The sequence below is a fragment of the Bacillus sp. FSL K6-6540 genome (assembly GCF_038007545.1).
Map to the genome: position 1 here is coordinate 1381340 of NZ_JBBOXH010000002.1, position 23925 is coordinate 1405264.

21 protein-coding genes and 7 tRNA genes are annotated in these 23925 nt (G+C 37.8%); 18 read left to right on the top strand and 10 right to left on the bottom strand.

The genetic code is table 11. From position 1 onward, the window contains the following. Window positions 1-84 precede the first annotated feature (84 nt). Window positions 85-2244 (top strand): Tex family protein, encoded by a 2160-nt coding sequence (locus MHH82_RS39450; RefSeq protein WP_015252761.1) that lies wholly within the window; start codon window positions 85-87, stop codon window positions 2242-2244. A gap of 9 nt (window positions 2245-2253) precedes the next feature. Here the strand turns inward: MHH82_RS39450 and cmpA are convergent, their stop codons facing one another. Beyond that, window positions 2254-2367 carry a cortex morphogenetic protein CmpA gene (cmpA, locus tag MHH82_RS39455; protein ID WP_003225207.1) on the bottom strand — a complete coding sequence of 38 codons (114 nt, stop codon included), beginning with the start codon at window positions 2365-2367 and terminating at the stop codon, window positions 2254-2256. A gap of 103 nt (window positions 2368-2470) precedes the next feature. Here cmpA and MHH82_RS39460 point away from each other — a divergent pair, with 103 nt between their 5' ends. From MHH82_RS39460 to MHH82_RS39500, 9 genes are all read left to right on the top strand, one after another. Then, the gene (locus MHH82_RS39460; protein WP_072176005.1) at window positions 2471-2923 is read left to right on the top strand and encodes a SprT family protein; all 453 of its coding nucleotides are present in this window, start codon (window positions 2471-2473) and stop codon (window positions 2921-2923) included. A gap of 122 nt (window positions 2924-3045) precedes the next feature. Next, window positions 3046-3120: transfer RNA gene (locus tag MHH82_RS39465), tRNA-Asn, on the top strand. Between the two features lie 4 nt (window positions 3121-3124). Continuing rightward, window positions 3125-3215: transfer RNA gene (locus MHH82_RS39470), tRNA-Ser, on the top strand. A gap of 29 nt (window positions 3216-3244) precedes the next feature. Next, window positions 3245-3316 (top strand) — tRNA-Glu (locus tag MHH82_RS39475). A gap of 11 nt (window positions 3317-3327) precedes the next feature. Further along, window positions 3328-3402, top strand: a tRNA-Gln gene (locus tag MHH82_RS39480). Between the two features lie 26 nt (window positions 3403-3428). Further along, window positions 3429-3504 (top strand) — tRNA-Lys (locus MHH82_RS39485). An 11-nt stretch (window positions 3505-3515) separates the two neighbouring features. Then, window positions 3516-3597 (top strand) — tRNA-Leu (locus MHH82_RS39490). A gap of 81 nt (window positions 3598-3678) precedes the next feature. Further along, window positions 3679-3762, top strand: a tRNA-Leu gene (locus MHH82_RS39495). 270 nt (window positions 3763-4032) lie between these two features. Continuing rightward, the gene (locus MHH82_RS39500) at window positions 4033-6402 is read left to right on the top strand and encodes a P-loop ATPase, Sll1717 family (RefSeq protein ID WP_072175172.1); all 2370 of its coding nucleotides are present in this window, start codon (window positions 4033-4035) and stop codon (window positions 6400-6402) included. A gap of 211 nt (window positions 6403-6613) precedes the next feature. Here the strand turns inward: MHH82_RS39500 and MHH82_RS39505 are convergent, their stop codons facing one another. The 3 genes from MHH82_RS39505 to MHH82_RS39515 are packed head-to-tail and all read right to left on the bottom strand — an operon-like array spanning window position 6614 to window position 9334. Next, on the bottom strand, window positions 6614-7075 hold the full coding sequence (locus MHH82_RS39505) for an SMI1/KNR4 family protein (RefSeq protein WP_072175173.1): 462 nt from the start codon (window positions 7073-7075) through the stop codon (window positions 6614-6616). Between the two features lie 8 nt (window positions 7076-7083). Further along, window positions 7084-7602: a hypothetical protein gene (locus MHH82_RS39510; RefSeq protein WP_038827582.1), complete on the bottom strand. Its 519-nt coding sequence runs from the start codon at window positions 7600-7602 to the stop codon at window positions 7084-7086. A gap of 10 nt (window positions 7603-7612) precedes the next feature. After that, complete coding sequence (locus tag MHH82_RS39515) at window positions 7613-9334, bottom strand: ribonuclease YeeF family protein (RefSeq protein WP_072175174.1); 1722 nt, start codon at window positions 9332-9334, stop codon at window positions 7613-7615. Window positions 9335-9497: 163 nt separating this feature from the next. Here MHH82_RS39515 and MHH82_RS39520 point away from each other — a divergent pair, with 163 nt between their 5' ends. Beyond that, window positions 9498-9971: a hypothetical protein gene (locus MHH82_RS39520; protein ID WP_072175175.1), complete on the top strand. Its 474-nt coding sequence runs from the start codon at window positions 9498-9500 to the stop codon at window positions 9969-9971. 482 nt (window positions 9972-10453) lie between these two features. On the opposite strand, the gene MHH82_RS39525 is transcribed toward MHH82_RS39520, so the two are convergent. Then, window positions 10454-11482 carry a fatty acid desaturase gene (locus tag MHH82_RS39525; protein ID WP_072175176.1) on the bottom strand — a complete coding sequence of 343 codons (1029 nt, stop codon included), beginning with the start codon at window positions 11480-11482 and terminating at the stop codon, window positions 10454-10456. 139 nt (window positions 11483-11621) lie between these two features. Between MHH82_RS39525 and MHH82_RS41720 the strand changes: the two genes are divergently transcribed. Then, on the top strand, window positions 11622-11780 hold the full coding sequence (locus MHH82_RS41720; RefSeq protein ID WP_349897605.1) for a molecular chaperone TorD family protein: 159 nt from the start codon (window positions 11622-11624) through the stop codon (window positions 11778-11780). A gap of 409 nt (window positions 11781-12189) precedes the next feature. Further along, window positions 12190-12390 carry a cold shock protein CspC gene (gene cspC / locus MHH82_RS39530; RefSeq protein WP_003234247.1) on the top strand — a complete coding sequence of 67 codons (201 nt, stop codon included), beginning with the start codon at window positions 12190-12192 and terminating at the stop codon, window positions 12388-12390. Between the two features lie 687 nt (window positions 12391-13077). Here cspC and MHH82_RS39535 read toward each other — a convergent pair. Together MHH82_RS39535 and MHH82_RS39540 are read right to left on the bottom strand one after the other, a co-directional pair. Further along, window positions 13078-13539, bottom strand: a complete 462-nt coding sequence (locus MHH82_RS39535; RefSeq protein ID WP_024572643.1) for a CarD family transcriptional regulator — start codon at window positions 13537-13539, stop codon at window positions 13078-13080. Between the two features lie 564 nt (window positions 13540-14103). Further along, entirely contained in the window at window positions 14104-14991 is an 888-nt protein-coding gene (locus MHH82_RS39540; protein ID WP_072175177.1) for an AraC family transcriptional regulator, read from the bottom strand. Window positions 14992-15103: 112 nt separating this feature from the next. Here MHH82_RS39540 and MHH82_RS39545 point away from each other — a divergent pair, with 112 nt between their 5' ends. Further along, window positions 15104-16063, top strand: a complete 960-nt coding sequence (locus MHH82_RS39545) for a DMT family transporter (RefSeq protein ID WP_072175178.1) — start codon at window positions 15104-15106, stop codon at window positions 16061-16063. A 152-nt stretch (window positions 16064-16215) separates the two neighbouring features. Here the strand turns inward: MHH82_RS39545 and MHH82_RS39550 are convergent, their stop codons facing one another. Next, on the bottom strand, window positions 16216-17088 hold the full coding sequence (locus MHH82_RS39550; RefSeq protein ID WP_072175179.1) for an AraC family transcriptional regulator: 873 nt from the start codon (window positions 17086-17088) through the stop codon (window positions 16216-16218). Window positions 17089-17314: 226 nt separating this feature from the next. Between MHH82_RS39550 and MHH82_RS39555 the strand changes: the two genes are divergently transcribed. From MHH82_RS39555 to MHH82_RS39570, 4 genes are all read left to right on the top strand, one after another. Then, window positions 17315-18703, top strand: a complete 1389-nt coding sequence (locus MHH82_RS39555; protein WP_125121448.1) for an aminotransferase-like domain-containing protein — start codon at window positions 17315-17317, stop codon at window positions 18701-18703. 109 nt (window positions 18704-18812) lie between these two features. Further along, entirely contained in the window at window positions 18813-20105 is a 1293-nt protein-coding gene (locus MHH82_RS39560; protein ID WP_072175219.1) for an MFS transporter, read from the top strand. A 230-nt stretch (window positions 20106-20335) separates the two neighbouring features. Next, window positions 20336-20710: a hypothetical protein gene (locus tag MHH82_RS39565; RefSeq protein ID WP_175291438.1), complete on the top strand. Its 375-nt coding sequence runs from the start codon at window positions 20336-20338 to the stop codon at window positions 20708-20710. A gap of 236 nt (window positions 20711-20946) precedes the next feature. Next, window positions 20947-21540 (top strand): YdeI/OmpD-associated family protein, encoded by a 594-nt coding sequence (locus MHH82_RS39570; RefSeq protein WP_003234230.1) that lies wholly within the window; start codon window positions 20947-20949, stop codon window positions 21538-21540. Window positions 21541-21891: 351 nt separating this feature from the next. Here MHH82_RS39570 and MHH82_RS39575 read toward each other — a convergent pair whose 3' ends face one another. Together MHH82_RS39575 and MHH82_RS39580 are read right to left on the bottom strand one after the other, a co-directional pair. Beyond that, the gene (locus tag MHH82_RS39575; RefSeq protein WP_003243990.1) at window positions 21892-22551 is read right to left on the bottom strand and encodes a lipoprotein; all 660 of its coding nucleotides are present in this window, start codon (window positions 22549-22551) and stop codon (window positions 21892-21894) included. Window positions 22552-22971: 420 nt separating this feature from the next. Further along, window positions 22972-23835: a DMT family transporter gene (locus MHH82_RS39580; protein ID WP_072175182.1), complete on the bottom strand. Its 864-nt coding sequence runs from the start codon at window positions 23833-23835 to the stop codon at window positions 22972-22974. Window positions 23836-23925: the final 90 nt, after the last annotated feature.

The following is a 23925-nucleotide window of genomic DNA, read 5'->3' on the forward strand; positions in this document are numbered from 1 at the left end:
CAGCGTCAGCTGTCTTTTTTTATGTGTTTTTTTCGGTTTTTGATACACTAGAGACAGAACGACAAAATTGGAGGCTTTGGTTACATGGAAACGTCAGCCCTTTTAAAACAGCAAATTGCGAAAGAAATAGGTTTATCACAAAAACACGTTGAAAGTGTCATCCGCCTGCTTGAGGACGGCAATACAGTCCCGTTTATTGCCCGGTATCGAAAAGAGCAGACGGGTTCAATGGATGAGGTTCAGATTCAGACGATTTCTGAACGCTGGCAATACATACAAAACCTGAATCAGCGAAAAGAAGAAGTCATCAGGCTGATTGCAGAGCAGGATAAACTGACAGATGATCTAAAACGTAAAATCGAGCAATCGGTGAAGCTTCAGGAAGTGGAAGACCTTTATCGTCCTTATAAACAAAAACGTAAAACAAAGGCGACAGTCGCCAAAAGCAAAGGCCTTGAGCCGCTAGCCGACTATATCCTGACACTTCCCCAAGATGATCGTCTGGCAGCAACAGCAGACCAATACATCAGCGAAGAAAAAGAAGTGTTCACACGAGAAGAAGCGATTGAAGGCGCCAAGCACATTATTGCGGAACAAATTTCAGACGAGCCGACCTTCAGAAAGTGGATTCGCCAGGAAACCTTCAAAAGAGGAACCATTAAGTCCGCAGCCGGAAAGTCGGCAGACACCGATGAGAAAAATGTGTATGAAATGTATTACGAGTATGAAGAGCCAATTGCAAAAGTCGTTCCGCATAGGGTACTGGCAATGAACCGCGGCGAAAAAGAAGATATTTTAAAGGTGTCAATCGAACCGCCTGCGGATCACATTAAGGCGTATTTAGAAAAACAAATCATTAAAAATCGCTCAACATCCGTAAAAGAGATTTTGCAGGAGACAATTGAAGACAGCTATAAAAGGCTGATCCAGCCGGCAATCGAGCGTGAAATCAGGAAAGAGCTCTCAGAAAAAGCTGATGAACAGGCGATTCATATTTTCTCAGAGAACTTGAGAAAACTTCTTTTGCAGCCGCCGATGAAAGGCAAAACCGTTCTCGGTGTTGACCCAGCCTTTCGAACCGGCTGTAAGCTTGCTGTGTCAGATGAGACTGGAAAAGTCCTGAAAATTGATGTGATCTATCCGCATGCGCCAGTCAACAAAACAAAAGAAGCCCATGAAAAAGTGAAAAAGATTCTTGAGCAGTATCAAGTCGAGATGGTGGCGATCGGAAACGGCACAGCATCCAGAGAAACAGAACAATTCATCGTCAATGTACTGAAAGACATGCCGCGCAAAATTTATTATGTGATCGTCAATGAAGCGGGTGCAAGCGTCTATTCGGCTTCAGAGCTGGCCCGAGAAGAATTCCCTGACCTTAAGGTTGAAGAGCGCAGTGCCGTGTCTATTGCGCGAAGACTTCAAGACCCGCTCGCGGAGCTCGTTAAGATCGATCCGAAGTCTGTTGGTGTCGGACAGTATCAGCATGACGTCAGCCAAAAACGCTTAAATGAATCTCTGCGGTTTGTCGTCGAAACTGTCGTAAACCAGGTGGGAGTAAACGTCAACACAGCCTCCGCCGCGCTGCTTCAATATGTAGCTGGATTATCGAAGTCTGTAGCAGGCAACGTTGTCAAAAAACGTGAGGAAATCGGAAAGTTTTCAAATCGAAAGGAACTGAAGGACATCCCAAGGCTCGGTGCGAAAACCTATGAGCAATGTATCGGTTTCTTAAGAGTGCAGGAAGGGACAGAGCCTTTGGATAGAACAGGCATCCACCCGGAAAGCTATAAAGAAACAAAAGCGCTTTTGAAAAAACTCGGACTTTCAACAGAACATATCGGCACGGCGGAATTGAAGGACAAAATCAATCAGCTGGCGCTTTCTGAAACGGCAAAAGAGCTGGGAATCGGCGAAATCACTCTGAAAGACATTTGTGAACAGCTGACAAGGCCGGAACGCGATCCGCGCGATGAGGTGCCTAAGCCTTTGCTGAAAACAGACGTCCTTCAGCTGGAAGATTTGAAAGAGGGAATGGAACTGCAGGGCACCGTGCGCAATGTAGTGGACTTCGGAGCGTTTGTTGATATCGGAGTCAAACAAGACGGGCTTGTGCATATCTCAAAACTGAGCAATCAATTCGTCAAGCATCCTCTTGATGTCGTATCTGTGGGCGATATCGTGACAGTTTGGGTTGACGGCGTAGATGTACAAAAAGGCAGAGTATCGCTGTCTATGGTAAAATAAAAGCACTGCTTACGAGCAGTGTTTTTTCCTATAGAAATACCAGCATTGATTCAGCAGTTTAATTTGGTAATTATCTTTTTCAAGGAACGCTTTTTGCATCTGCTTTTTAAGCCAATTTGGCATAGGCTCATTCCTCCTCAGCTTTTATCATAAGAGGGACGGTGATTACCATATTGTATGCGAACGGTGAATTGTCCCGTTCAATGTTTTTTAAGTGAGGTGCACCATGGATAATATAGAGCTTCAAAAGCTGACAGAGGATATTTCTAAAACATATTTTAAAAAGCCGTTCCGCCATCAGGCGCTTTTTAATGACAGGCTTAAAACCACGGGCGGAAGGTACCTGTTAACCTCTCATAACATTGAATTGAACAGAAAATATCTGATTGAACACGGCAGGGAGGAGCTGATCGGCATCATCAAGCACGAGCTCTGCCATTATCATCTCCACCTTGAAGGAAAAGGGTACAAGCACAGAGACAGAGATTTTAGAATGCTACTGCAGCAGGTCAACGCGCCGAGGTTCTGTACACCCCTTAAGAAAAAAGCGGAAAACAAAAAAACTTATATGTATATCTGTACGGCCTGCGGCCAACAGTATATAAAGAAGCGCGCCATGAACCCTGACAGTTACAGATGCGGAAAATGCCGCGGAAAAATAAAAAGAATTTTTTCGTGAAAAAGGTTGACGAATATGGCAAGCCTATGTTACATTATAAAAGTCGTCACGAGAGATAAATAAAAACATTTACCTCTTGACACTGCAAATCAAGGCTGATATAATAAGTCTTGTCTCATTATTCCACAGTAGCTCAGTGGTAGAGCTATCGGCTGTTAACCGATCGGTCGCAGGTTCGAATCCTGCCTGTGGAGCCATATTGGAGAAGTACTCAAGTGGCTGAAGAGGCGCCCCTGCTAAGGGTGTAGGTCGCGTAAGCGGCGCGAGGGTTCAAATCCCTCCTTCTCCGCCATAAGATTTCGATATAAGTTCTCAACCATCGGCCCGTTGGTCAAGCGGTTAAGACACCGCCCTTTCACGGCGGTAACACGGGTTCGAATCCCGTACGGGTCATTCCATTTCGTTGGGCTATAGCCAAGCGGTAAGGCAACGGACTTTGACTCCGTCATGCGTTGGTTCGAATCCAGCTAGCCCAGCCATTTTTATTTTTGAAATCTAATAGTAAGAGCCATTAGCTCAGTTGGTAGAGCATCTGACTTTTAATCAGAGGGTCGAAGGTTCGAGTCCTTCATGGCTCACCATTTGTCTTTTTGCGGGTGTGGCGGAATTGGCAGACGCGCTAGACTTAGGATCTAGTGTCTTACGACGTGGGGGTTCGAGTCCCTTCACCCGCACTTTATTTACAAAGTGCACGCAAATCGGTTTTACTAGGTTAAGAGCCTACTAAACCAGCACAAACACAATTTAATGATCACGCGGTCGTGGCGGAATGGCAGACGCGCTAGGTTGAGGGCCTAGTGGGTGAATAACCCGTGGAGGTTCAAGTCCTCTCGGCCGCATCCCAATAATACCAAGGGTTTAACCACCTTTGGTATTATTTTTTTGTGCGGAAATACGGCTATGAGAGAAGAGTTGCTCACCAAAACTCACCAGTTACCTATAGTAAGTCTCCAAATCGAAATTTTTTTTGTTTCTGTGTCCATAGCGGTTAAATTTCTGAGCCTTGAGCAATGGAAGAACGGTGTCTAACCAAAAATGGAATTTGTTCCAATAAATTCTTTTGTTAAAAATCTCTAGGTGATATAATTAATTCAAAGGAGATGTTGACAATGGCAATTCCCAAGGCTTTTTATGCATATCCATCACATAGGGATGACTTATTACAAAATATTCGTGAATCAGTTGAGGAAATCAATAGAGGACGATCTATTAAAATTACAACATGGGAAGATTACGAGATTTCTGGAAAATTTATAATAGATAACATTTTAAATGCAATTGAACAATGTGACCTTTTTATGTGTGATCTTACATACTTAAATCCTAATGTACTGTATGAACTAGGTTATGCTATTGCAAAAGAAAAAAAAATATGGATTACCCTAAATACTGCACATCGTGATTCTGTTAAAAATTACAAAATGTTAAGTGCTATTACTACTATTGGTTACAATGGTTACGAAAATTCTGATCAGCTTGTTGAAAAATTTTATCACGATAACCCGTACAGAACATTAACTAAAATTGACCTTAGACCTGAACATGCAGAAATAAACAGTAATTTAATATATATGAAATGCGAGGTCAATACAAATGAGTCGAGCAGAATAGACTCTATAATAAATAAATCAAGATTACCAAAAAAGATGGATGATCCTTATGAGGGACGTGAACAATTAAGGTGGTATCTAAATTTATTGCCGAATGCTTTAGGAACAGTAATACATTTTCACAATAAGGATACTAAAGAAGATAAGCCATTGATTACTGCGAGAAAATCTCTTATAGCGGGTTTGTCAGTTGGGTTAGGTAAAAAAACTTTATTGCTAGCTCATGATCCGTTTAAATCTCCATTGGATTTTGAGGATATTTTAAAGACGCATAGGAATACAGAGGAATGTGAATCATTATTTAAAGAATGGTTTGAACCAATTGTTAACAAATTCAATGAGAAAAGTTCAGAGCATTCAGAGTTTAAACAAGAAAAAAAAGCTCTAGGAAAGTTATCGAACCTTTTAATAGGTGATCATGTAGCAGAAAATGAAAATCATGATTTAATCGAGTATTTTCTAGAAACTGCTGAGTATAAAGAAGCGTTAAATGCACAACAAGTGTTATTTGTAGGACGAAAAGGTACTGGGAAAACTGCGAATTTAATTAAAATTCGCAGTGAAATGAGAGATGACAAGAGAAATTTTGTGGTATCTATTCAGCCACAAGGTCATGAATTTGAAGGTGTATTAAAAATTATTAGCAGCTTAAAGAAAGGATCAGAACAAGGGCACTTAATAGAGAGTGTATGGAAATTTCTAATATACACTGAGATAGGTAGACAGTTTTTTGAGTTTCTTGATAATTTACCTCTTCATTATCAAAAAACTGAAGGGGAAGATAATTTTATAAGTTTTGTTAAGACACACGAAAGAATAATAAACGCTGATTTTACATTAAGGCTTGAAAATGTAGTTAAAAACTTAAGTTCTATATCAGCCGAAGAGAGTATGGAAGAAAGTAGATTAAGAGTAAGTGAATATTTACATGAAACTATGATAAGAGAGTTAAGAAATCATCTGGGGATGGTTTTGGAGGATAAGGAGAAAGTTACTATTTTAATAGATAACCTAGACAAGGGATGGAATGATAGTGCTGATCTAGAAAGTATGAGTCAATTATTATCAGGACTATTGAATGTTGTTCATAAAATTACAGATGAATTTCATAAAAGTTCATATAAACACGTAAAAGTCAATCTTTCTTTAATAGTTTTTTTAAGAAGTGATATCTTTTCTAGACTTATGAGTTTTGTTGACGAGAGAGACAAGGTCCCTTATAAAAATTTGTCCTGGAATGAACCTTTAATGCTTTTCAGAATTATTGAAAATAGAATTGACTATAGCAGTAACGGTGTTACTAGCCCTGAAGCACTTTGGAAAGAGTATTTTTGTGAGAATGTAAATGGGGTTCCACTGAAAGAATTTATTTCTAATTTAATAATCCCTCGTCCTAGGGATATAATTTTCTTTTTTAAATCTGCTTTACAAGAAGCAGTGAATAAGGGACATGCTAAAGTTGAAGAAGAAGATTTTCTAGCTGCTGAATACGCTTATTCAGAATATGCCTTGTCTTCCTTATTTCCTGAAAATGGCAACAGAGTTGGGGATCTTGAATCTATTTTTTATGAATTTGTAGGAGAACAGCCAATACTTTCTGAAGAAAGGCTTATAGAATGTTTAAAAAATTGTACCTCTCAAAATATAGATGAGGTAATAAAAATTCTCTGTGAATTAACGTTTGTTGGACAAGAAACACAAAAGGGGAAATTTGAATTTTATGGTGGTAAAAGACCTGCCAAAATAATTGATAAACTCTCAGACAAACTTGCTCAAAGAAATAAAAATTCTAAAAGGTATCAGATAAACCCAGCCTTTTATGCTTACCTTGGTATTGAGCCAGTAAAGACATTTGATCAAATAATTTAAATTAAAATAAAAAACATACCAAACTAATTTGGTGTGTTTTTTTATTTTAATTTCCCTTTACCTGTATGAGGTGTTACTGAATTAATATGTATAAAAGAAGAAACCAGCCCTATTTGGTTGAGCTGGTGCTTTAATACTAACTAAATAGTAAAATTGTTATTTTTAACAATAATTTAATATTTGATTATTATTTGTGTTTTTGTGCTCTTTTTTAAAAGGGTGTAAAATCTTCATCTTCGTCAAAATCCTCTTTACCATTTTTAAGTTGCTGAAGAAGGAATTCAAGAAAACTATTTGCAGCAGTATAACCATATCCTTCATGGTTGTCCCAAAGGATAACAGGACATTCTCCATCTACCATTTTATTTGTATCAAGACAATAAGAGAATTCATCTATATACTCAATAACAACAAGACCTGGTATAAGATTGTAGAACGTTCTGTATTCTTTGGTTTGCTCTACAACTTCAGCTCCATGAGAGTCATAACCGAGTATCATAGTCCCAAACGCGCCTCCTGAACCATACTCAGTTAAAAACCACTTATAACTGTCTGGTAGGGTTACTTTGAGATCTTTTTCTATCTCTTTAATATGTTTGTCAGTGACGCCTCCAGTAAGAATTGAATATTCTTTATTCTCATCAAAGAATTTTTTCACTCTAGAGTAATTCACATTTAACCTCACATACATTTGATTTTGGTTTGCAATTCATCGATCTTATTAAGTTCATACTCATAATCACAGTTTTCTTCTAAAACAAAATTCATAGTTTCAAAGAAACTTTTCGCATTCTTTAAGAGTGATTCAAAAAAATCAAGTTTCGGTAGTAATACTTTTTGTTTATGATCAATTTCAAATAACAACATATCATTCGATATTGATTTCATTTTCAATAGAAGGGGTTGATCTGGAAAATAAGTTTCGCTTTTTCCTGTTTCAATAGCTTCTTCAATTAGATTTAAAAAATAAGCCCACAATTGGTCAACCAAGTCCCACATAGTGACATCAAGCAAATCTTGTTCACCATATTTTAAAATAATCGCCCCAGATAAATAGTAAGAGTCTAACTGTGGTTTTATGTTCTTTAGTCCCTCTATATTGCTAAGTGGAACAAAGTAATCGTCAATATTATTTTTTAAGATTGAAAGATCGTTTATCTTCTTATTTGGCCTAAGAATTAGTGATTGAATATAAAACATTTTACCTCTCCTATTTTTCCGGATAGAATTGTCCTACTCTTCCTTTTTGAAAGCCAACAACATATTTTTGACCCTCATATGTTCCTCTAATTTGATAACTAAATTTAGTTCCTTTTTTCGTTAACTCTTCATGGTTTTGTTTCATAATTGATTCTATCGCATCTGCAACATCGTTAACAGTCATCTCTTTATTGAGAAAAGATTGTTGAGATTTAATTGAACCATCCCATAAATTGGGATGGTGGCGCTCTAAAATATGCTTCATTCCTCGCTTATCAATGAGGAATGATTGTCCTCCAAAAGTGTATTTTCTGCTTTGAAAAGTTTTTAATTCGTTTACAACCTCATGCGGCTTAGCTTTCTTTAATCCTTGTACATTAGACGAGGTCTTGAATATTTCAAGTGCAGAGCTTTTATAATTCTCTCCATCAATCACGTTGAAAGGAAAAGTCCTTGAACCACCAGCCATTGCATACTGTTGTTCAAAAACATTTGGTATTTTAACGTATTCAATACCTTTTTTTATTCCTGCTTTTGAAGCTTCAAGTGTCTTAATTGCAGCAACTTTTGAACCGGCTTTTGCAACTTTGGATACTTTATCAATACCTTTTGGACCAACTATTGCAAGAACAACAGTGCTGCCGACGTAGGACACCCATTTTGCTCTACTGTAGCTATCTCCATTAATCATATCACGTTGAAATGTGTCTTCTATGTCTTTTGCTATGATCTTATAAGTATCGATTGGATGTAAGGCTGCGTTCACAGTTCCAGAAAGCGATTCAAACGGGTGTCTTGCAAGTTGATAGAGACCCATCACTGTATCTTTACCTGCTTCATACATTCCCACTGCAATACCTTTTCCAATTTCAGCTTTTTGTTGGAGTTCTTCGAGTTGGCGAAAATAAACTTGCTGGTCAGGTTCCAAATTCTCGTATCCTATTTTCTTCGCAATTTTTAAATACTCGTCTGGATCTGTTACCTTTACAAGCTGTTTTTTCAAATCTTTTATTTCACGTTTTTTAGCTTCTTCTTTTTTGATCTTCAAATAAGCTTCAGACTGCTTCTCGATATCGCTTTTTTGCTTATGTATATCGCTCTCACGATATGCCTTGGCATTATAGTGAAGGGGTGTAGCATTCTTGCCCTTACCTGTTGATTCCTGTAACTTTTGAAAGTCTGCTTTAATGAATTGTTCGTTAGGTTCAGTTATTGCATATTCAGTTTTTAAGTTTTCGTCCACATCGCCTATTTTATCAACAGTCTTTTTCCGTTTGTTTTCGGCAGAAGAGAGCTCATCCTTAAAAGTCTCTGTTGAAAATAAATCAAGTGGAAGAATGTCATCGATGTCATTCAGAATATCTTTCATTGCTTTCTTCTGCTCAGACATAATTGATTTTGATTTTTTATATGCGTTTGCTAATTCATGTTCTAAGAAGGATTCCTCGATATATGCATCAGATAAGCTGGCATCTTCTAAAACACCGGAGATACTAGTAAGGAAAGCGATCTTCATTTCAATTAAATCAATCCATTGATCAGTGACACCCACATGATCGTGATAAAATGCTTTGATATTGTTTGCTCCCTTGCCAGAGAACTCACTGTCATCCAAATCAGCAACAGCCTTAAATGCTTTTCTTAGTTTAATCATTTGATTTTTCAATTCTTTATAATCTTTTGCTCGGTTTTCAGCTTCAGATAACAAAGACTTAGCTTCAAATACCTTCATTGTCCAATCCTTTTAGTAAGTTTATATCTAAATATTACCATGGATAAGTTATGAAGTTCGAAAAAATTATTTAAGGATAGGTAATGAATTGAACGAAATGAGAATTCATTGGTGTAAAATAAGCTTACATCCCATTTATTACATATAGAGATTGGAGTTAACAATGAAAAAAAGTAACTTTATTTTAGCGAGTATTGTTTCTGTTGGGCTGCTAGTTTTTTTAGCATGGTTTATTTATGCTGGCACCCACCAACCTCCTATTTTGAAGGGTAATTCAAAAGATGGAAAATGGAGTGTTATCTATTCTCCTGAAAAAGACATAGAGCTTGCAAGGCAAGACTTATGGGCGGTTCATATTACATGGAAAAGGGATTCTGAGTTTTCAATAAAAGAGGCTGTGTTTAAAGAAAATGGTGTTGTTGAGGCATCAGGTGACGCAACAGATGAACCTAAAAATGCTAAAAAAATAGCAGTAGCGATTATGGGAGATCCACCAAATATGAATAATGATTATACAGTAGAAGTTACTTGGGAAGAGAATGGGAAAACACAAAAAGACATTATACAAGTAAATAAAGAAATCAAGCGGTCTTTTGTTATTCCTAATGTAATAAAAAGAATTTTAAGTTTAGGATAAAGCTAAAATACTCTCATGGCATAAAAATTTTTAAAAAGCAGGTAAATAGCGCCTGCTTTTTTGTGTTTAATCTTAATTTTTCACCTTAACTGATTACTTCGAGCAGGGCTGTTACTAAGTAAACATCAATAATAAGGTAATTTTTTTAAAAAGACAGCTACTCCAATTTTACTCCTCAATATGAATAAATCATTATAAAACTTTATAATCAATACAAATAAACACTGATATATAAAGGTTTTATAACAGAAAACAAAGATTCACTTTATTGAGGGCCCAGTGGGGGAATAACCCGTAAAGGTTCAAGTTCTCTCGACCGCATCCCAATAATACCAAGGGCTTAACCATCTTTGGTGTTATTTTTTGCGGAAAATACGGCAACAAATGTACCGCATTGTGGAGTTCACTAAAAAAGTGCTGACCTCTGCACAACATCGTTGCGCGAGTCTGCACTTTTATTCTGCGATTATGGGGAGTTTATTTTAATCCGTTGTTAGCCGCGCCGATACTTGGCTTTTAGAAGCTTTTTTTAAGTGGCTAAAACCAACAAATTTTTTGCCTTCTTCATCCCATAGGCGGAACTTTAACGACTTAAGGCTTGTTGCCAGTGTAATGGTCGGAACGTTTTGCAATGGTTCAGTGTTGTTATGCACTTTTTCAAGCTTATAGTTTGGGACTCTCGGGCTTAAATGATGAACATGATGAAAACCGATATTGCCTGTTAGCCACTGCATGACTTTTGGAAGCTTATAAAAAGAGCTTCCTTCAACTGGTGCTTTTACATATTCCCAATGCTCATCTTCTTCAAAATAAGAATCCTCAAACGTATGCTGAATATAAAACATCCAAATTCCGAGAGAGCCTGATATCATAAAAATCGGCACCTGAACCAGCAGGAAGTTTTGCCAGCCAATAGCCCAACATAAAAGTGCTGCCAAAGCGACGATCCCCAGGTTCGTTACATAAGTATTCATCCGTTCTTTGCGTTTTGCCCCTTTTCGATTAAAACGATTGGCAATCCCGAAAACGTAAATCGGCCCAATAATAAACATAACAAACGGATTTCTGTACAATCGGTACATTATTTTTGTCTTAGTTGAGGCTTTCTTATATTCCTCAACCGTCAGTACCCAAATATCGCCTGTACCGCGTTTGTCCAGATTGCTGCTTGTCGCATGATGGACAGAATGGTCGTGTGCCCAATGATCAAAAGGATGCAGAGTCAGAATTCCTGTTAATGTTCCAAGGATTCGATTCGCCTTTCTGTTCTTAAAAAAGGAATAGTGGCAGCAATCATGAAAGATGATGAAGGTTCTCACTAAAAAACCTGCCGCAACAACAGAAATTGCTAATGTAAGGAAATAAGAAATCGACAAGCTCTTATATGCCAAACACCATAATAGGAAAAATGGCACCAATGTGTTAATGATTTGACAAATGCTTTTGTGTAAATCGGACTTTTCATAAGGTGTAACCAGTTTTCTCAAAGTCCTTAGGTTTTGTTCTTTCATATTCAAAAGTTTCCCCTTCCCTGGTGATCTTCTAAGTGTAGAAAACGGTTTATAGCCTTTGGAGGTCCAACGTTATACACCCCATATATGATAAGTATTCTTCCTATTCACCTGTAAAATTATTGGAAATAATAAACTGATTTCCAGTTTATTATTAGCAGAGTCAGCCGGGATACAAAAGGCGTATGAAGATTATACCCAGCACTTTATTGGGTCAAACTCTCTCAATGCTCCCCCATGGGGATCGATTTATTTGACCGTGAACATTGATTGTTTGAGGAAAAAAGGAATGAAGTAATGGGTATATCCATGAGTGACTGTTTGGAAACATCTGCAGAAACAAAGTTTTACAAGTGAACAGCCCTGCTTTTAAAAGATTATCTTGCTCTTGAACAAGAAACAGCTGAGCTAAGTACTATTAAGCAAAGAAAAAGGTTTGAAGACAACTCGTGATTCATTTTTCACGGTGTTTTCAAACCATAGTTTTTAATAGGCCTCTTATTCTGCGCTGGTATACACATGTTTAACAAATAATGCCATGAATAAATCGTAAATATAATTTGCAGTTATTTCCGATTCCTGATATAATAAAGAAGAATTATTTTTGTTCGGTGTAAAGGATAGTATGAAGATTGACTTTTCGTCTTGATGATACTTTGGGCAAGGATAGTATATACTGTGTGGTTACACACTAGGAGGCAACAAAAATGGAACAAGGTACAGTTAAATGGTTTAATGCAGAAAAAGGTTTTGGCTTTATCGAACGCGAAAATGGAGACGATGTATTCGTACACTTTTCTGCAATCCAAAGTGACGGATTCAAATCTTTAGACGAAGGTCAAAAAGTATCGTTTGACGTTGAGCAAGGTGCTCGTGGAGCTCAAGCTGCTAACGTTCAAAAAGCTTAATCTTCAATCGTTTATACAAACAGGCTCTTTATATAGGGCCTGTTTTTTTTATGTCTATATCATACTCAATAAAAAACCCTACTCAACGTTCGAGTAGGGAGATGCTACAAGGTATAGAAAAAGATTTAAAACTTCAAAGGTTTGTTTACAGTATAACATACTGGATTGACAATATGCGGAATGTATATAAATTATTTAATGTTTTGTTCAAATATAGCTCTTTTTTTCACTAACCTGTTCGTTCATTTAAGTAAGATTAATGAATTATAAAAATGGTTTCATCTGGATGTTATCAACTCGCATATCTCTTTTATGAAAAGAAGATAAACAATTATTATTCAATGTGGCAGTGGATATAAGAAATTCTTAAAAATAATGAGGAGATCGATTGTTTTTTTCTCCTGGAAATAAAATCACTTAGAGATACCTAAAACAATGAAAGCCCTACCTCTCTTCCATCCTTACGGCTCCTTGTCCGTGCCTGTGTGAATCAGGATACTAAAAAAAGTGACTATTTTATTGAGTTTTTTGGTAAAACTTCAATCTTCGCAGAAGAAATGTAAATAATAAAAATGGATTAGAATGTAGGAATAACAAAAGAGGTCGTTAATGTTCTAAACATAAGTTGGAGAAGATTTGCTTTTCATCATAATATTCCGAAATATTTTTTGGGATGCAATACACTATCTAACCAAAACTTTTTATTTGTTTTTCAGTGATTCCTTTAATTACTTCCAGTTCACTAATCAAAAATTCATATGCATTATCCAGCATTTTTTTTTCGCTTGCATTAAGTGCTTTTTCTTTCTTCATACGCATTAAATCACGTACAACTTCAGCGCCTTCTTGTATTTCACCCGTTTTTATTTTGTCCGTGTTTATTTTATACCTTTGCTTCCATGGCAGTAACCTATCTGATTCTCCATGCTGAAAAATGTGCATAATGTGTTTTAATGCAAGTATATCAGTAACTGGTCGTATATTCGAACTCAATATTTTACGCGTTGGAATCATAACTGTCATATTACTGATTGACATTCTTATGACATAATACTGTTGTTTTTCCTCTAAGAATTCTTTTTCTTCTATGGCTTCAATTATACCTGCTCCGTGCATTGGATAAACAATGTTATCGCCAATTTGAAACATATCATCCACCTCCATATATGGTATCCTTCTTAAGATTACCATATATGGAGGTGTAATATCAAAATTTTAATAATAACATGATCGAATTTTTGATGTCAATAACTTTTTTGAAAAAACAGATCAAGCAAAAACAACATCAAAACAATAGGGAACGTGTCGGATTCCCGATAAGGAAAGGTCAATTGTGATGTGTATATCCTGAAACCTCGACTAATTAACATAGATCAGTTTTTCATTGAAAATGAGTTATTCAATTTCCTTTGGAATTCATGTATGGATAACAGCCCACTTACTTAATGATGCATTTTCACTTATTTCGCGGACAGAAAAAGGTGTGCTGACATTGAACATTTTGCTACCGAGATTGGCATTATGTTTATTATCAGGGAAATAACCTTCAAATGGGTATTGAGCCGAGAAGAAAAATAAAGAAAGGAGAGATTATAAATGAAGACCAGAACAAAAAGAAAAGTAAAGGGGAAAGAACAAAGTTAATTGAAAAGCAAACTATATAAAATAGTTTGCTTTTCTTTTTGTTATGAATTCACTTCTTTTTCTTTCTCTTTAATGACTATGTCTCATATAAATTTTTTTGTATGATAATGGTGTTAAATTCATCGCTTGTTGAAATTTACTTATGAAATAACTGGTACTGTTAAATCCAACTTGATAAGACACTTCTGTCACATTGGATTCAGGGTGTTGCAGTAATAATAAGCTTTTTTGAATTCTATAATCCATTACATAACGTAATGGCGTCTTATTCAGCATTCGTTTAAAATAACGGCAGCACTCAGAACGGCTCAGTTGGCCAGCTTTTGCAATGTCCTCTAATGTGATTTTTTCAGCATAATGGAGATGGATCCAGTTTAACATTTGTTTCATTCGATGACTTTTTATCATTTCAGATTGATCGTACTCTAATTGAAAACCATTAACGACCAGGTTTTTCCACATTAACGTTAATTGCATCGTAATGTCAATCTCATAGAGCGATGTCTTTTGTTGAATCAATTGATTTATTTTTTTAACAGCATCTAGAATATTTTTTGCCCACTGTTGATTTCCATCCAAAAATAAATAGGACAAATTGGTTGAAAACATATAGGGCTGAACATAGCTTGAATACAGTTCCTGAGATAAAACGAAATGGGGTGACACATTCAAGCAAATATACGTACAATCCGAGCCTTCCTTTTCTTCGGCCATGTGCAGGCAGCCACTATTGATAAATAATCCATCCCCTTCGTGAACCTCTATTTTTTCTTCATTTATTTGAAAGAGAGCTATCCCTTTTAGTATCAAAACAAATTGGATTTCATCATGCCAATGAAGCGGAATATAGCCATTTATATTTTGATTGATCGTTGTCTTGTAACAGGCAACTGGTAATTCTACCGTTCGGTGCTCTGTTAATTCTTTTAAATTTTGATCGATCACAAAATTCTTCATTCTGACTTCTCACCTCAATATATTTATATTTTTTCATTCAATTTGAGTATTTTTTATCATGTTTTGCATTTATTATAACACTATTATTATATTTATTAGTGAGGAGTCATGTATGAATACTTCCAATAGAAGAATGGGATTGTTCTATGTTATAACAGGGGCGACATGTTGGGGGATTGGAGGCACAGTAGCCAAAAAGCTTTTTCAAGAATATCAAATTGATGTCAATTGGCTTGTAACGACACGCTTGCTTACGGCTGGAATGTTACTTTTAATGTTGCAACTGTTCAGAAAGGAACGGTCTCAGGTTATTGAGGTTTGGAAAAACAAAGCGTCGGCTGGCCAGCTTCTTATTTTTGGCCTATTGGGAATGCTAGCTGTGCAGTACACATATATGGCATCCATTCAACATGGGAATGCTGCCGTTGCTACGTTATTGCAATATTTATCCCCAGTAATCGTCATTATCTACACGCTGTTGCGAAAACAAACGGTTCTTACCAAACAAGATATCATAACTGTTGTACTTGCTTTAGTGGGTTGCTTTTTTTTGTTAACAAATGGTTCAATGTCTCAACTTTCAGTGCCGGCAGCTGCAGTAGTATGGGGAGTTTTATCAGGATTCGCGGCAGCTTTTTATACTTTGTATGCCGTTGGTTTATTAAATAAATTTGATTCTCTTGTCGTTGTAGGTTGGGCTATGATTATTGGCGGTTTTGCATTGGGTTTTATCCATCCGCCATGGCAACTGGATTTTCAACGATTAACTGCTGAGGCGTATGCATATATCTTATTCGTGATATTATTTGGAACAATGATTGCGTTTTGGTTCTTCATAAAAAGCTTGGAAAGCCTCTCTCCCAAAGAAACAAGCCTACTAGGCAGTCTAGAGCCTCTATCAGCTGTTGTAACAACTGTCGTTTGGTTAAAAGCGCCATTTGGTTCTTTTCAATGGATTGGTGCTATTTGTATTATAGGGATAACTTTAATATTGGCTTTAAATAAAGAGCCTTCTATGGAGAGTGAAAAATCGATATTAAAGATTAGGAATCATGCAAATCGGGATATATAGGGGCTTTTTTTGCTTACATGACCGGTCCGGCAATGAAAAACACTGGTGGAGTTTGAGCCCTCTCGGCAGTATCAAAAATACCAAGGGTTTTGACGCCCTTGGTATTTTTTCTTCAAGAACCTTCAATTTTTCTTCTTTGATCGAAAAACGTATTACTTTTTTGTGATTGGTATCCAAATTTCACTTTTAAAAGATGGTGATGTTACATCCTTATGCTCGTTCCACAATATTTCTGGACCTTCTATTTGTTCGTAATTTGACGATGGAAACCATTCGGAATAAATGCGTCCCCATACTTCTTGCAGTGTATCCGGAAATGGCCCGATTGATACGAATACAGCCCATGTTGAGGCAGGAACTTCAAGCCGTGAGAAGTTATCTGGACACCGTTTCGTTGTGGCTGCGCCAATATAGTGATCGAGCTCTCCGTTTTCCTCTGTCCGACCTTCAGAAAAATTCGTGGATGCACTAATGAGGCCTGATGGTGCTACATTAGATAGCTCTTTTAGTTTATTTATTGCTTTTTCATCTAAACTTTCCCACATAGATGCAATTTCCGGATTAATTCCTTTGAAAATAATAGGAACTCTTTTTTTAATGCCAACGATGCGAAATGCCTCTTTTTCTTCAATACGGTAGTTCATTTCATTTCCTCCTTTAATTGTTAGCTGGAAGGTCATTCGTGGATAAGCTTTAAGGGGATGGCCATTAAATCTGGCTTTTGATGGGTTTATGCCATGTAAATTTTGGAATGCCCGTGCAAAAGAATCTGGTGAGTTATAACCGTACTTTATTGCAATATCAATCACTTTTACATTGCTGTCTTTCAGTTCAAAAGCTGCAAGAGTAAGACGTCTGCGACGAATATATTCCGATAATGAAATACCTGAAAGGAAGGAAAACATCCTTTTAAAATGATATTCAGAGCAGAAAGCAAGCTTTGCTGCCTCTTGAAAATCAATATCGTTAGTGAGGTTTTCTTCAATATACTTTAACGCCCTATTCATACTTTTAAGCAAATCCATTTATTTGGCCTCCTTTAACCAAAGAATAACAGGAGTGAAATGTATTTATCCGACATTCTGTGCACAGTTTTGCAGGATGACTTATATGAAATAAAGTAAGTGATTCACTTGTATTTGTACAGGTTTTATTGAAGCATGCTGTTCATAAAAAAGCATCAATAAAAGAAAGTTATAATTGTCTTATAAACGGCACATTCATATAATTGAGTGAAAAAGGATGCGTATCATGCCTATCAATTCTTTTGAAAACTATCCGATGAGCTGGAAGCCATCAATTGATAAAGCTGAAAAGCCTATTTATAAAGCACTTGCAGGGCAATTGGAACAGGATATTTTAAACGGAGTTTTATTACCTGGAACAAAACTTCCTCCGCAGCGAGAATTGGCCGATTATCTAGATTTAAATGTGAGTACGATTTCAAAAGCATTTAAAGTGTGTGAGTTAAAGGGGTTGTTAAGTGCGACTGTAGGGAGCGGCACATTTGTATCGTATGATGCGTTGTCGAATGCGTATTTACTTGAGGATACAAAGCCGAAACATTTAATTGAAATGGGAGCAATACTTCCAGATCACGCTTCATATGAGCCCTTGTTACACCAACTAAAAAACATGGTTCATGAGGAGGATTATGAAAAATGGTTTAGCTATGGCCGGGCAGGTGAAAGCCTTTGGCAAAAAGATGCAGCTGTAAAGCTCATCCAAAGAGGCGGGTTTGAAACAACTGTTGAACACATTTTATTTGCAAATGGGGGACAAAATGCGATTGCTGCGACTTTGGCGAGTCTTTGTAAGCCTGGAGACCGCATCGGTGTTGACCATCATACGTACCCTGGATTAAAAACTGTTGCATCATTGCTTAGTGTGCAAATCGTACCGATAAAATCAGAAAACGATGAAATGAGTCCGGAGTCACTTGAATATGCGTGTAAAAACGAAAATATTAAAGGTTTGTATTTAATCCCGGATTATCATAATCCGACGACTTCCTTTATGTCTGTTGAGAATCGAAGAATGGTTGCAGACATTGCAAAGAAATATAATCTGTTTGTTATTGAGGATGCATCGTACCATCTTCTTAGCAAAAAGCCGCTTCCGGCACTCGCCTCATTCGCACCGCAACAGGTTATTCATATTGCAAGTTTATCAAAATCGTTAGCGCCAGGCCTGCGTTTGGCTTATGTAGCAGTGCCGAGACAATATAAGGAGCCAATATCAAAGGCGCTTTATAATTTAAATATAACCGTTTCCCCGCTATTAGCTGAACTTACTGCTCGCACGATTGTATCAAATCAGTTTGAAGTCTTAATTGAGAGTCATCGTGAACAAACCATTCGCAGAAATCAAATCGTAAACCGTTATGTTGCGGGATATACATGTTTAGGTGTTGAAACAGGCATTTTTCGTTGGTTGATGTTACCGGGTAAAATAACTGGCGCTCAATTTGAAGAGTTGGCTGCTCGACATGGCGTGCAAGTGTATGCGGCTGAACGCTTTGTAGTGGGAAATAGTTGTCCTGAAAGGGCTGTAAGGGTTTCTGTCTGTGCACCAAAAACACTTGAAGAGCTTGAACAAGGATTAATGATCATGAGACGTTTGCTAGACGATCTTACCTAATATTGTTTGCCATACAATTATGACATTGTATGGCTTTTTTGTGCGTGTTATGATGATCCACATCTAGAGGGAGGTTTATACAAAATTGGCTTTTAGAAAGGAAGGTCAGATGATGTTAGACAAGGACAGCGTAAAAGCAATAGATGTTCAAACTGCTTCATTACAAAGCTACATCAGTTCACCAGAAAAACAAAAATCGTTATACAAGCGTACACTATTCGTTGTGAGTATCTCACAAATTTTTGGCGGTGCGGGGCTGGCGGCAGGAGTGACTGTCGGTGCGCTTATTGCACAGCAAATGCTTGGCACTGATGCGTTTGCTGGTCTTCCTTCTGCTTTGTTTACTTTAGGGTCAGCAGGATCTGCATTAATTGTTGGAAGACTTTCTCAACGTTATGGCCGTCGAACAGGTCTTTCAGCTGGCTTTATGATTGGCGGACTTGGAGCAATAGGCGTTATTATGGCAGCAATCATAAATAGTATTTTCTTGTTATTTATTTCGTTGCTTATTTACGGTGCAGGTACAGCCACTAATTTACAGGCCCGTTATGCAGGTACAGACTTAGCAAATCATAAGCAGCGAGCGACTGCTGTTAGTATAACCATGGTTTTTACTACATTTGGCGCAGTGGCAGGTCCAAGCTTAGTGAATGTGATGGGGGATTTCGCTCTTTCTATTGGTGTTCCATCACTTGCTGGCCCTTTCATTTTAGCCGCAGCAGCATATATGTTAGCAGGTGTGGTCCTTTTCATTATGCTTCGTCCAGATCCATTAGTTATAGCAAGAACAATAGAAGCGGCAAATGAAGAGCCTGGTGATAAAGGACATTTGGCGGCAGCTGAGCATACAGAAAACAAAAAAGGGATAATCGTTGGGGCAACGGTTATGGTTCTTACCCAAATAGTAATGGTAGCTATTATGACAATGACACCGGTTCATATGAGACATCATGGCCATGACTTGGGTGCAGTCGGTCTTGTTATTGGTTTTCATATAGGTGCTATGTATCTCCCTTCACTGGTTACAGGTGTTCTTGTAGATAGGTTGGGACGTACCGCAATGGCTATTTCCTCTGGAACAACGTTGCTTTTGGCAGGTGTAATAGCAGCATTTGCTCCGGGAGATTCTATGGTTCTTCTCGTCATTGCTCTTTCTTTACTGGGATTAGGGTGGAATTTTGGTTTGATAAGCGGGACTGCCCTTATTGTAGATTCAACTGATAGTGCCACACGAGCTAAAACGCAGGGGACAGTGGATGTTCTGATTGCGTTGTCAGGAGCTGCTGGCGGAGCATTATCTGGAATGATTGTGGCAGGTTCAAGTTACCTCGCATTATCACTTATTGGAGGGATTTTGTCCTTATTACTCATTCCGGTGGTGGTATGGTCTAGGGGCCGCTAAAGGATAGGATTGTTTAATTTACATTAATTTGTTATATTGTTAGATAAAGTCTATTGCGTCGTCTAATATTCTAACTAACTATAGTTGCTCCATTAAATCTATTATAAAGATTTGACCAGGATTCCTTATAGCTGTGTCACTCACTGCATATTCTTTAATTGAATCACATAAAATGGTTATCGGATTTGAAAAAGGCAGGATTACTCGCTTTAGGTAAAGGAGTCATAACGTTGTTAAAAAGGTTTTCTCTTGTTTTTGTTACACTAATGATGTCTATCGTTGTTGTTTTAGCGGCTGCTAAAGAGTCGCCTGGAGATCATGTCATCTCATTTGATGAACCTATTATCTTGATGATCTCAATTGGAATCGTTGTATTATTATTTATCCCTCCATTAGTCATGTCCTTTTTTGGCAATTTGGTTGTAAGAATAATATCTGGTGTATACCAATGTTTTATCGTTTTCACTTTTCTGGGGCTCATTCCAATTGGTTTTCTTATTCCCAATGGCTTTTTGACAATTTTAGTTTCTATTGCAGGAACTTTAGTCAGTATAGCTAGTGTTGCCGTAACCTTATGCATTGGCAAGAATAAAAAAGATATATAATCATCGAATTGTTATTTTTTCAGATTGTCAGTGAAATAATTATACAAAAAGAGAAGGCTTGTGGGCCTTCTTTTTTTGTTGTTGCATCATCCCCACTTTGAGCTTAATCTATTGAATAATAAGAGAAGGAACCTATAGAAGAATAAAATAAATACCGAGATGTCAAAAATAAAACTGGACTTCATTATTGTGAATTCACGTAAATGTAAAAAGATTGGAAAGAGGGGAATTCCTTCATGACAAATAGCAGAACAAATCCGAAGGTTGATGAATTTTTAAGTAAAGCGAAAAAGTGGAAGGAAGAATTTGAGAAGTTGAGAACCATCATTCTTGACTGTGAGCTGACTGAAGATTTTAAGTGGATGCATCCTTGTTACACATATCATAATAAAAATATTGTTTTAATACATGGGTTTAAAGAATATTGCGCGCTTCTGTTCCACAAAGGCGTCTTATTACAGGATACAGATGGAATTCTCATTCAACAAACGGAGAATGTACAGGCGGCGCGCCAGATTCGGTTTACAAATGTTCAGGAAATAAATGAGCTAGAAAACATTTTGAAAGCCTATATTCACGAAGCCATTGAAGTTGAAAAAGCCGGTTTGAAAGTGGATGTTAACAAAAATATTGAATTGAACATTCCTGAAGAACTTCAAAATAAATTCGATGAAATCCCTGCATTGAAAATTGCTTTTGAAGCTTTGACCCCGGGACGGCAAAGAGCGTACACTCTTTATTTTTCTCAAGCCAAACAATCCAAAACCCGAGAATCGAGAGTCGAAAAATATGTGCAAAAAATTCTCGATGGAAAGGGATTAAAGGATTAGGCACGCCAAGGTTCAGGCTAAAGGAATAGCATCATAGCGTAATAAGATCATTTCTATAGAAGAAAAACAAGCATAGTAAGATGCTTGTTTTTTCTTAGGACAACATTCACTTACTGCTGAAATGCTTCTAACATTGTATGCCACTAGACAGCGTTATAAAATATTAATGCAACACCTAGAAATCTATCCAATGAAATAGCTCAATGGTATGGCTCATTACATTTAGAATGCCTAGGAGAACTAATAGAACCGGAAGATTTTTAGCAAGTTACTACACTCCAAACTTTGTTTTTGTATTAATATACCTTATTAACCATTGTTTTTAGTCAGGTGCAGACAAACGAATACTGATTAATGAATCATCATGATATCAATGAGCCGCTTGATTTTTTCATCGTCGCCTGTATCAACGTACACTGTTTTTCTGTTTTTTATGATACTCTCAGTCACTTCCCGCATGACGCCTTTTTCTATATCATCAGCGGAATCCCAGCGTAAAGGCACATTATATACATGAATTGTGCCATCCCCATTGCCATGATAAGTGACTGATCCATCCACTAAACGAGAACCTGCCAACTGGGTCACATTTTCTGGATAGCTGGCACTTGTATCATCATTAGGATTAATTGGCTCGCCAGCCGCAATATGTCGAACATTTAATTCATCTATCTCTTGATTAGGTCCAAGTTGAAGCCAAACTCTGGCATATTCAATTTTTTCCGAAGAGTATGCTGCCAATACATTGTCTTCTTTGCTTTTCTCTTCTGCTGAAGAGGTATCATTTGCAGCTTTTGTTGCGGATTCTTCTGATTCTGTTATTGGCTCCGCTTCATCCTTGCGTATTTTGGTGCTCTCTTCAGGCTCAGTGTGTTTTTCGTCAGTTTGCACAGCAGAAGCTTGATTTGAAGGTTGTTGTGCTTCTCCATCCTTACTGTCCGTACATCCAGCAAGCAAAATCATAAGCAGCAGGGCAGTATTGCAATAACATATCTTTCTGCGTTTCTTCATTTTTTCATTCCTCTCTATTAATTCAGGTCAGCTTCATATATAAGTTTATGTATCTAAATATTACCATGGAATAGATAGGATGATATTGAAAACTGTTTAAGAAGAGGAAACGATCTTGAATAGCATCGCGAAAACCTAAGAATCTTAAGAAGTTTTGCCCCTTTTTCTTCAGGTATTGAATGTAAAGTGGGATATAAATGCAAACAAAAACGAAATGCCTTATCCACCTCGTGTCATGGCAGAAAAAGTGGGGGATTTATTAGAGCGGATTTGATAATGGCGGCAGGTAAATGGGTGTTGACTTATATGTCTAAGCGGGAGACTCAAGTCTGCTCGATCGCGTGCAAAATACCAAGGGCCAGCAACCCTTGGTATTTTTATACCTTCATGCATTTTTGAAGTTTACGATAAAGGTCTGCCTTACTTTGCAAATCGCCGTGCAGCAGCAACACACATGATAACGGCGATATTTACTGCTACGAGTGCCCAGCCCACTTTCTCGTGCAGAATCACTGAGGCAAGCAGCAGTCCAAAAAAAGGCTGGAGAAGCTGGAGCTGCCCAACCGCCGCAATTCCGCCTTGGGCAAGACCTCGATACCAGAACACAAAGCCGATCAGCATGCTGAATAAGGATACATATGCAAGACTGAGCAGTGCGGGAACGCCGATCGCCGACCATGAGTCCGGCGTAAAAAAGAACGACAAAGGCAGCATAAGAGGAAGCGACAGAACGAGTGCCCATGAGATCACCTGCCAATTCCCCAGACGCCGTGAAAGCCTTGCCCCTTCTGCATAACCGAGACCGCATACGACAATAGAAGCCAGCATGTACGCGTCGCCAAGCGGGGATGTACCTCCCCCCTGAATGAGGGCGAAACCTGCTACTAACAAGCTGCCAACGGCTGAGAAAATCCAGAAAACGGGGCGGGGGCGTTCACCCCCGCGCAGTACGCCGAAGACCGCCGTTGCAAGCGGAAGAAGTCCAATGAAGACAATGGCGTGTGCGGAAGTGACATGCTGAAGCGCTAAAGCTGTCAGCAACGGGAAACCAATCACTACGCCAAACGCTACCACTAATAATGAAATGAGGTCTCTTTTGGAAGGATGCTGCTGCCGGAAGATGAGAAGGAGACCTCCCGCCAGTACACCAGCTATCGCAGCGCGGCATACGGTGAGGAACAGCGGATCGAAGTCCGACACAGCCAAACGGGTCGCAGGCAGCGAGCCGCTGAAAATGAGTACGCCTATAAAACCATTTATCCAGCCATTTGTTCGTTTGTTCATTACAATCACTCCACATATCTTTCTTGTTCATTGTCTGTATTTTCTTAACAAAACCAGCAGCTAAGGATTACAATGACTATAAACTGGAAT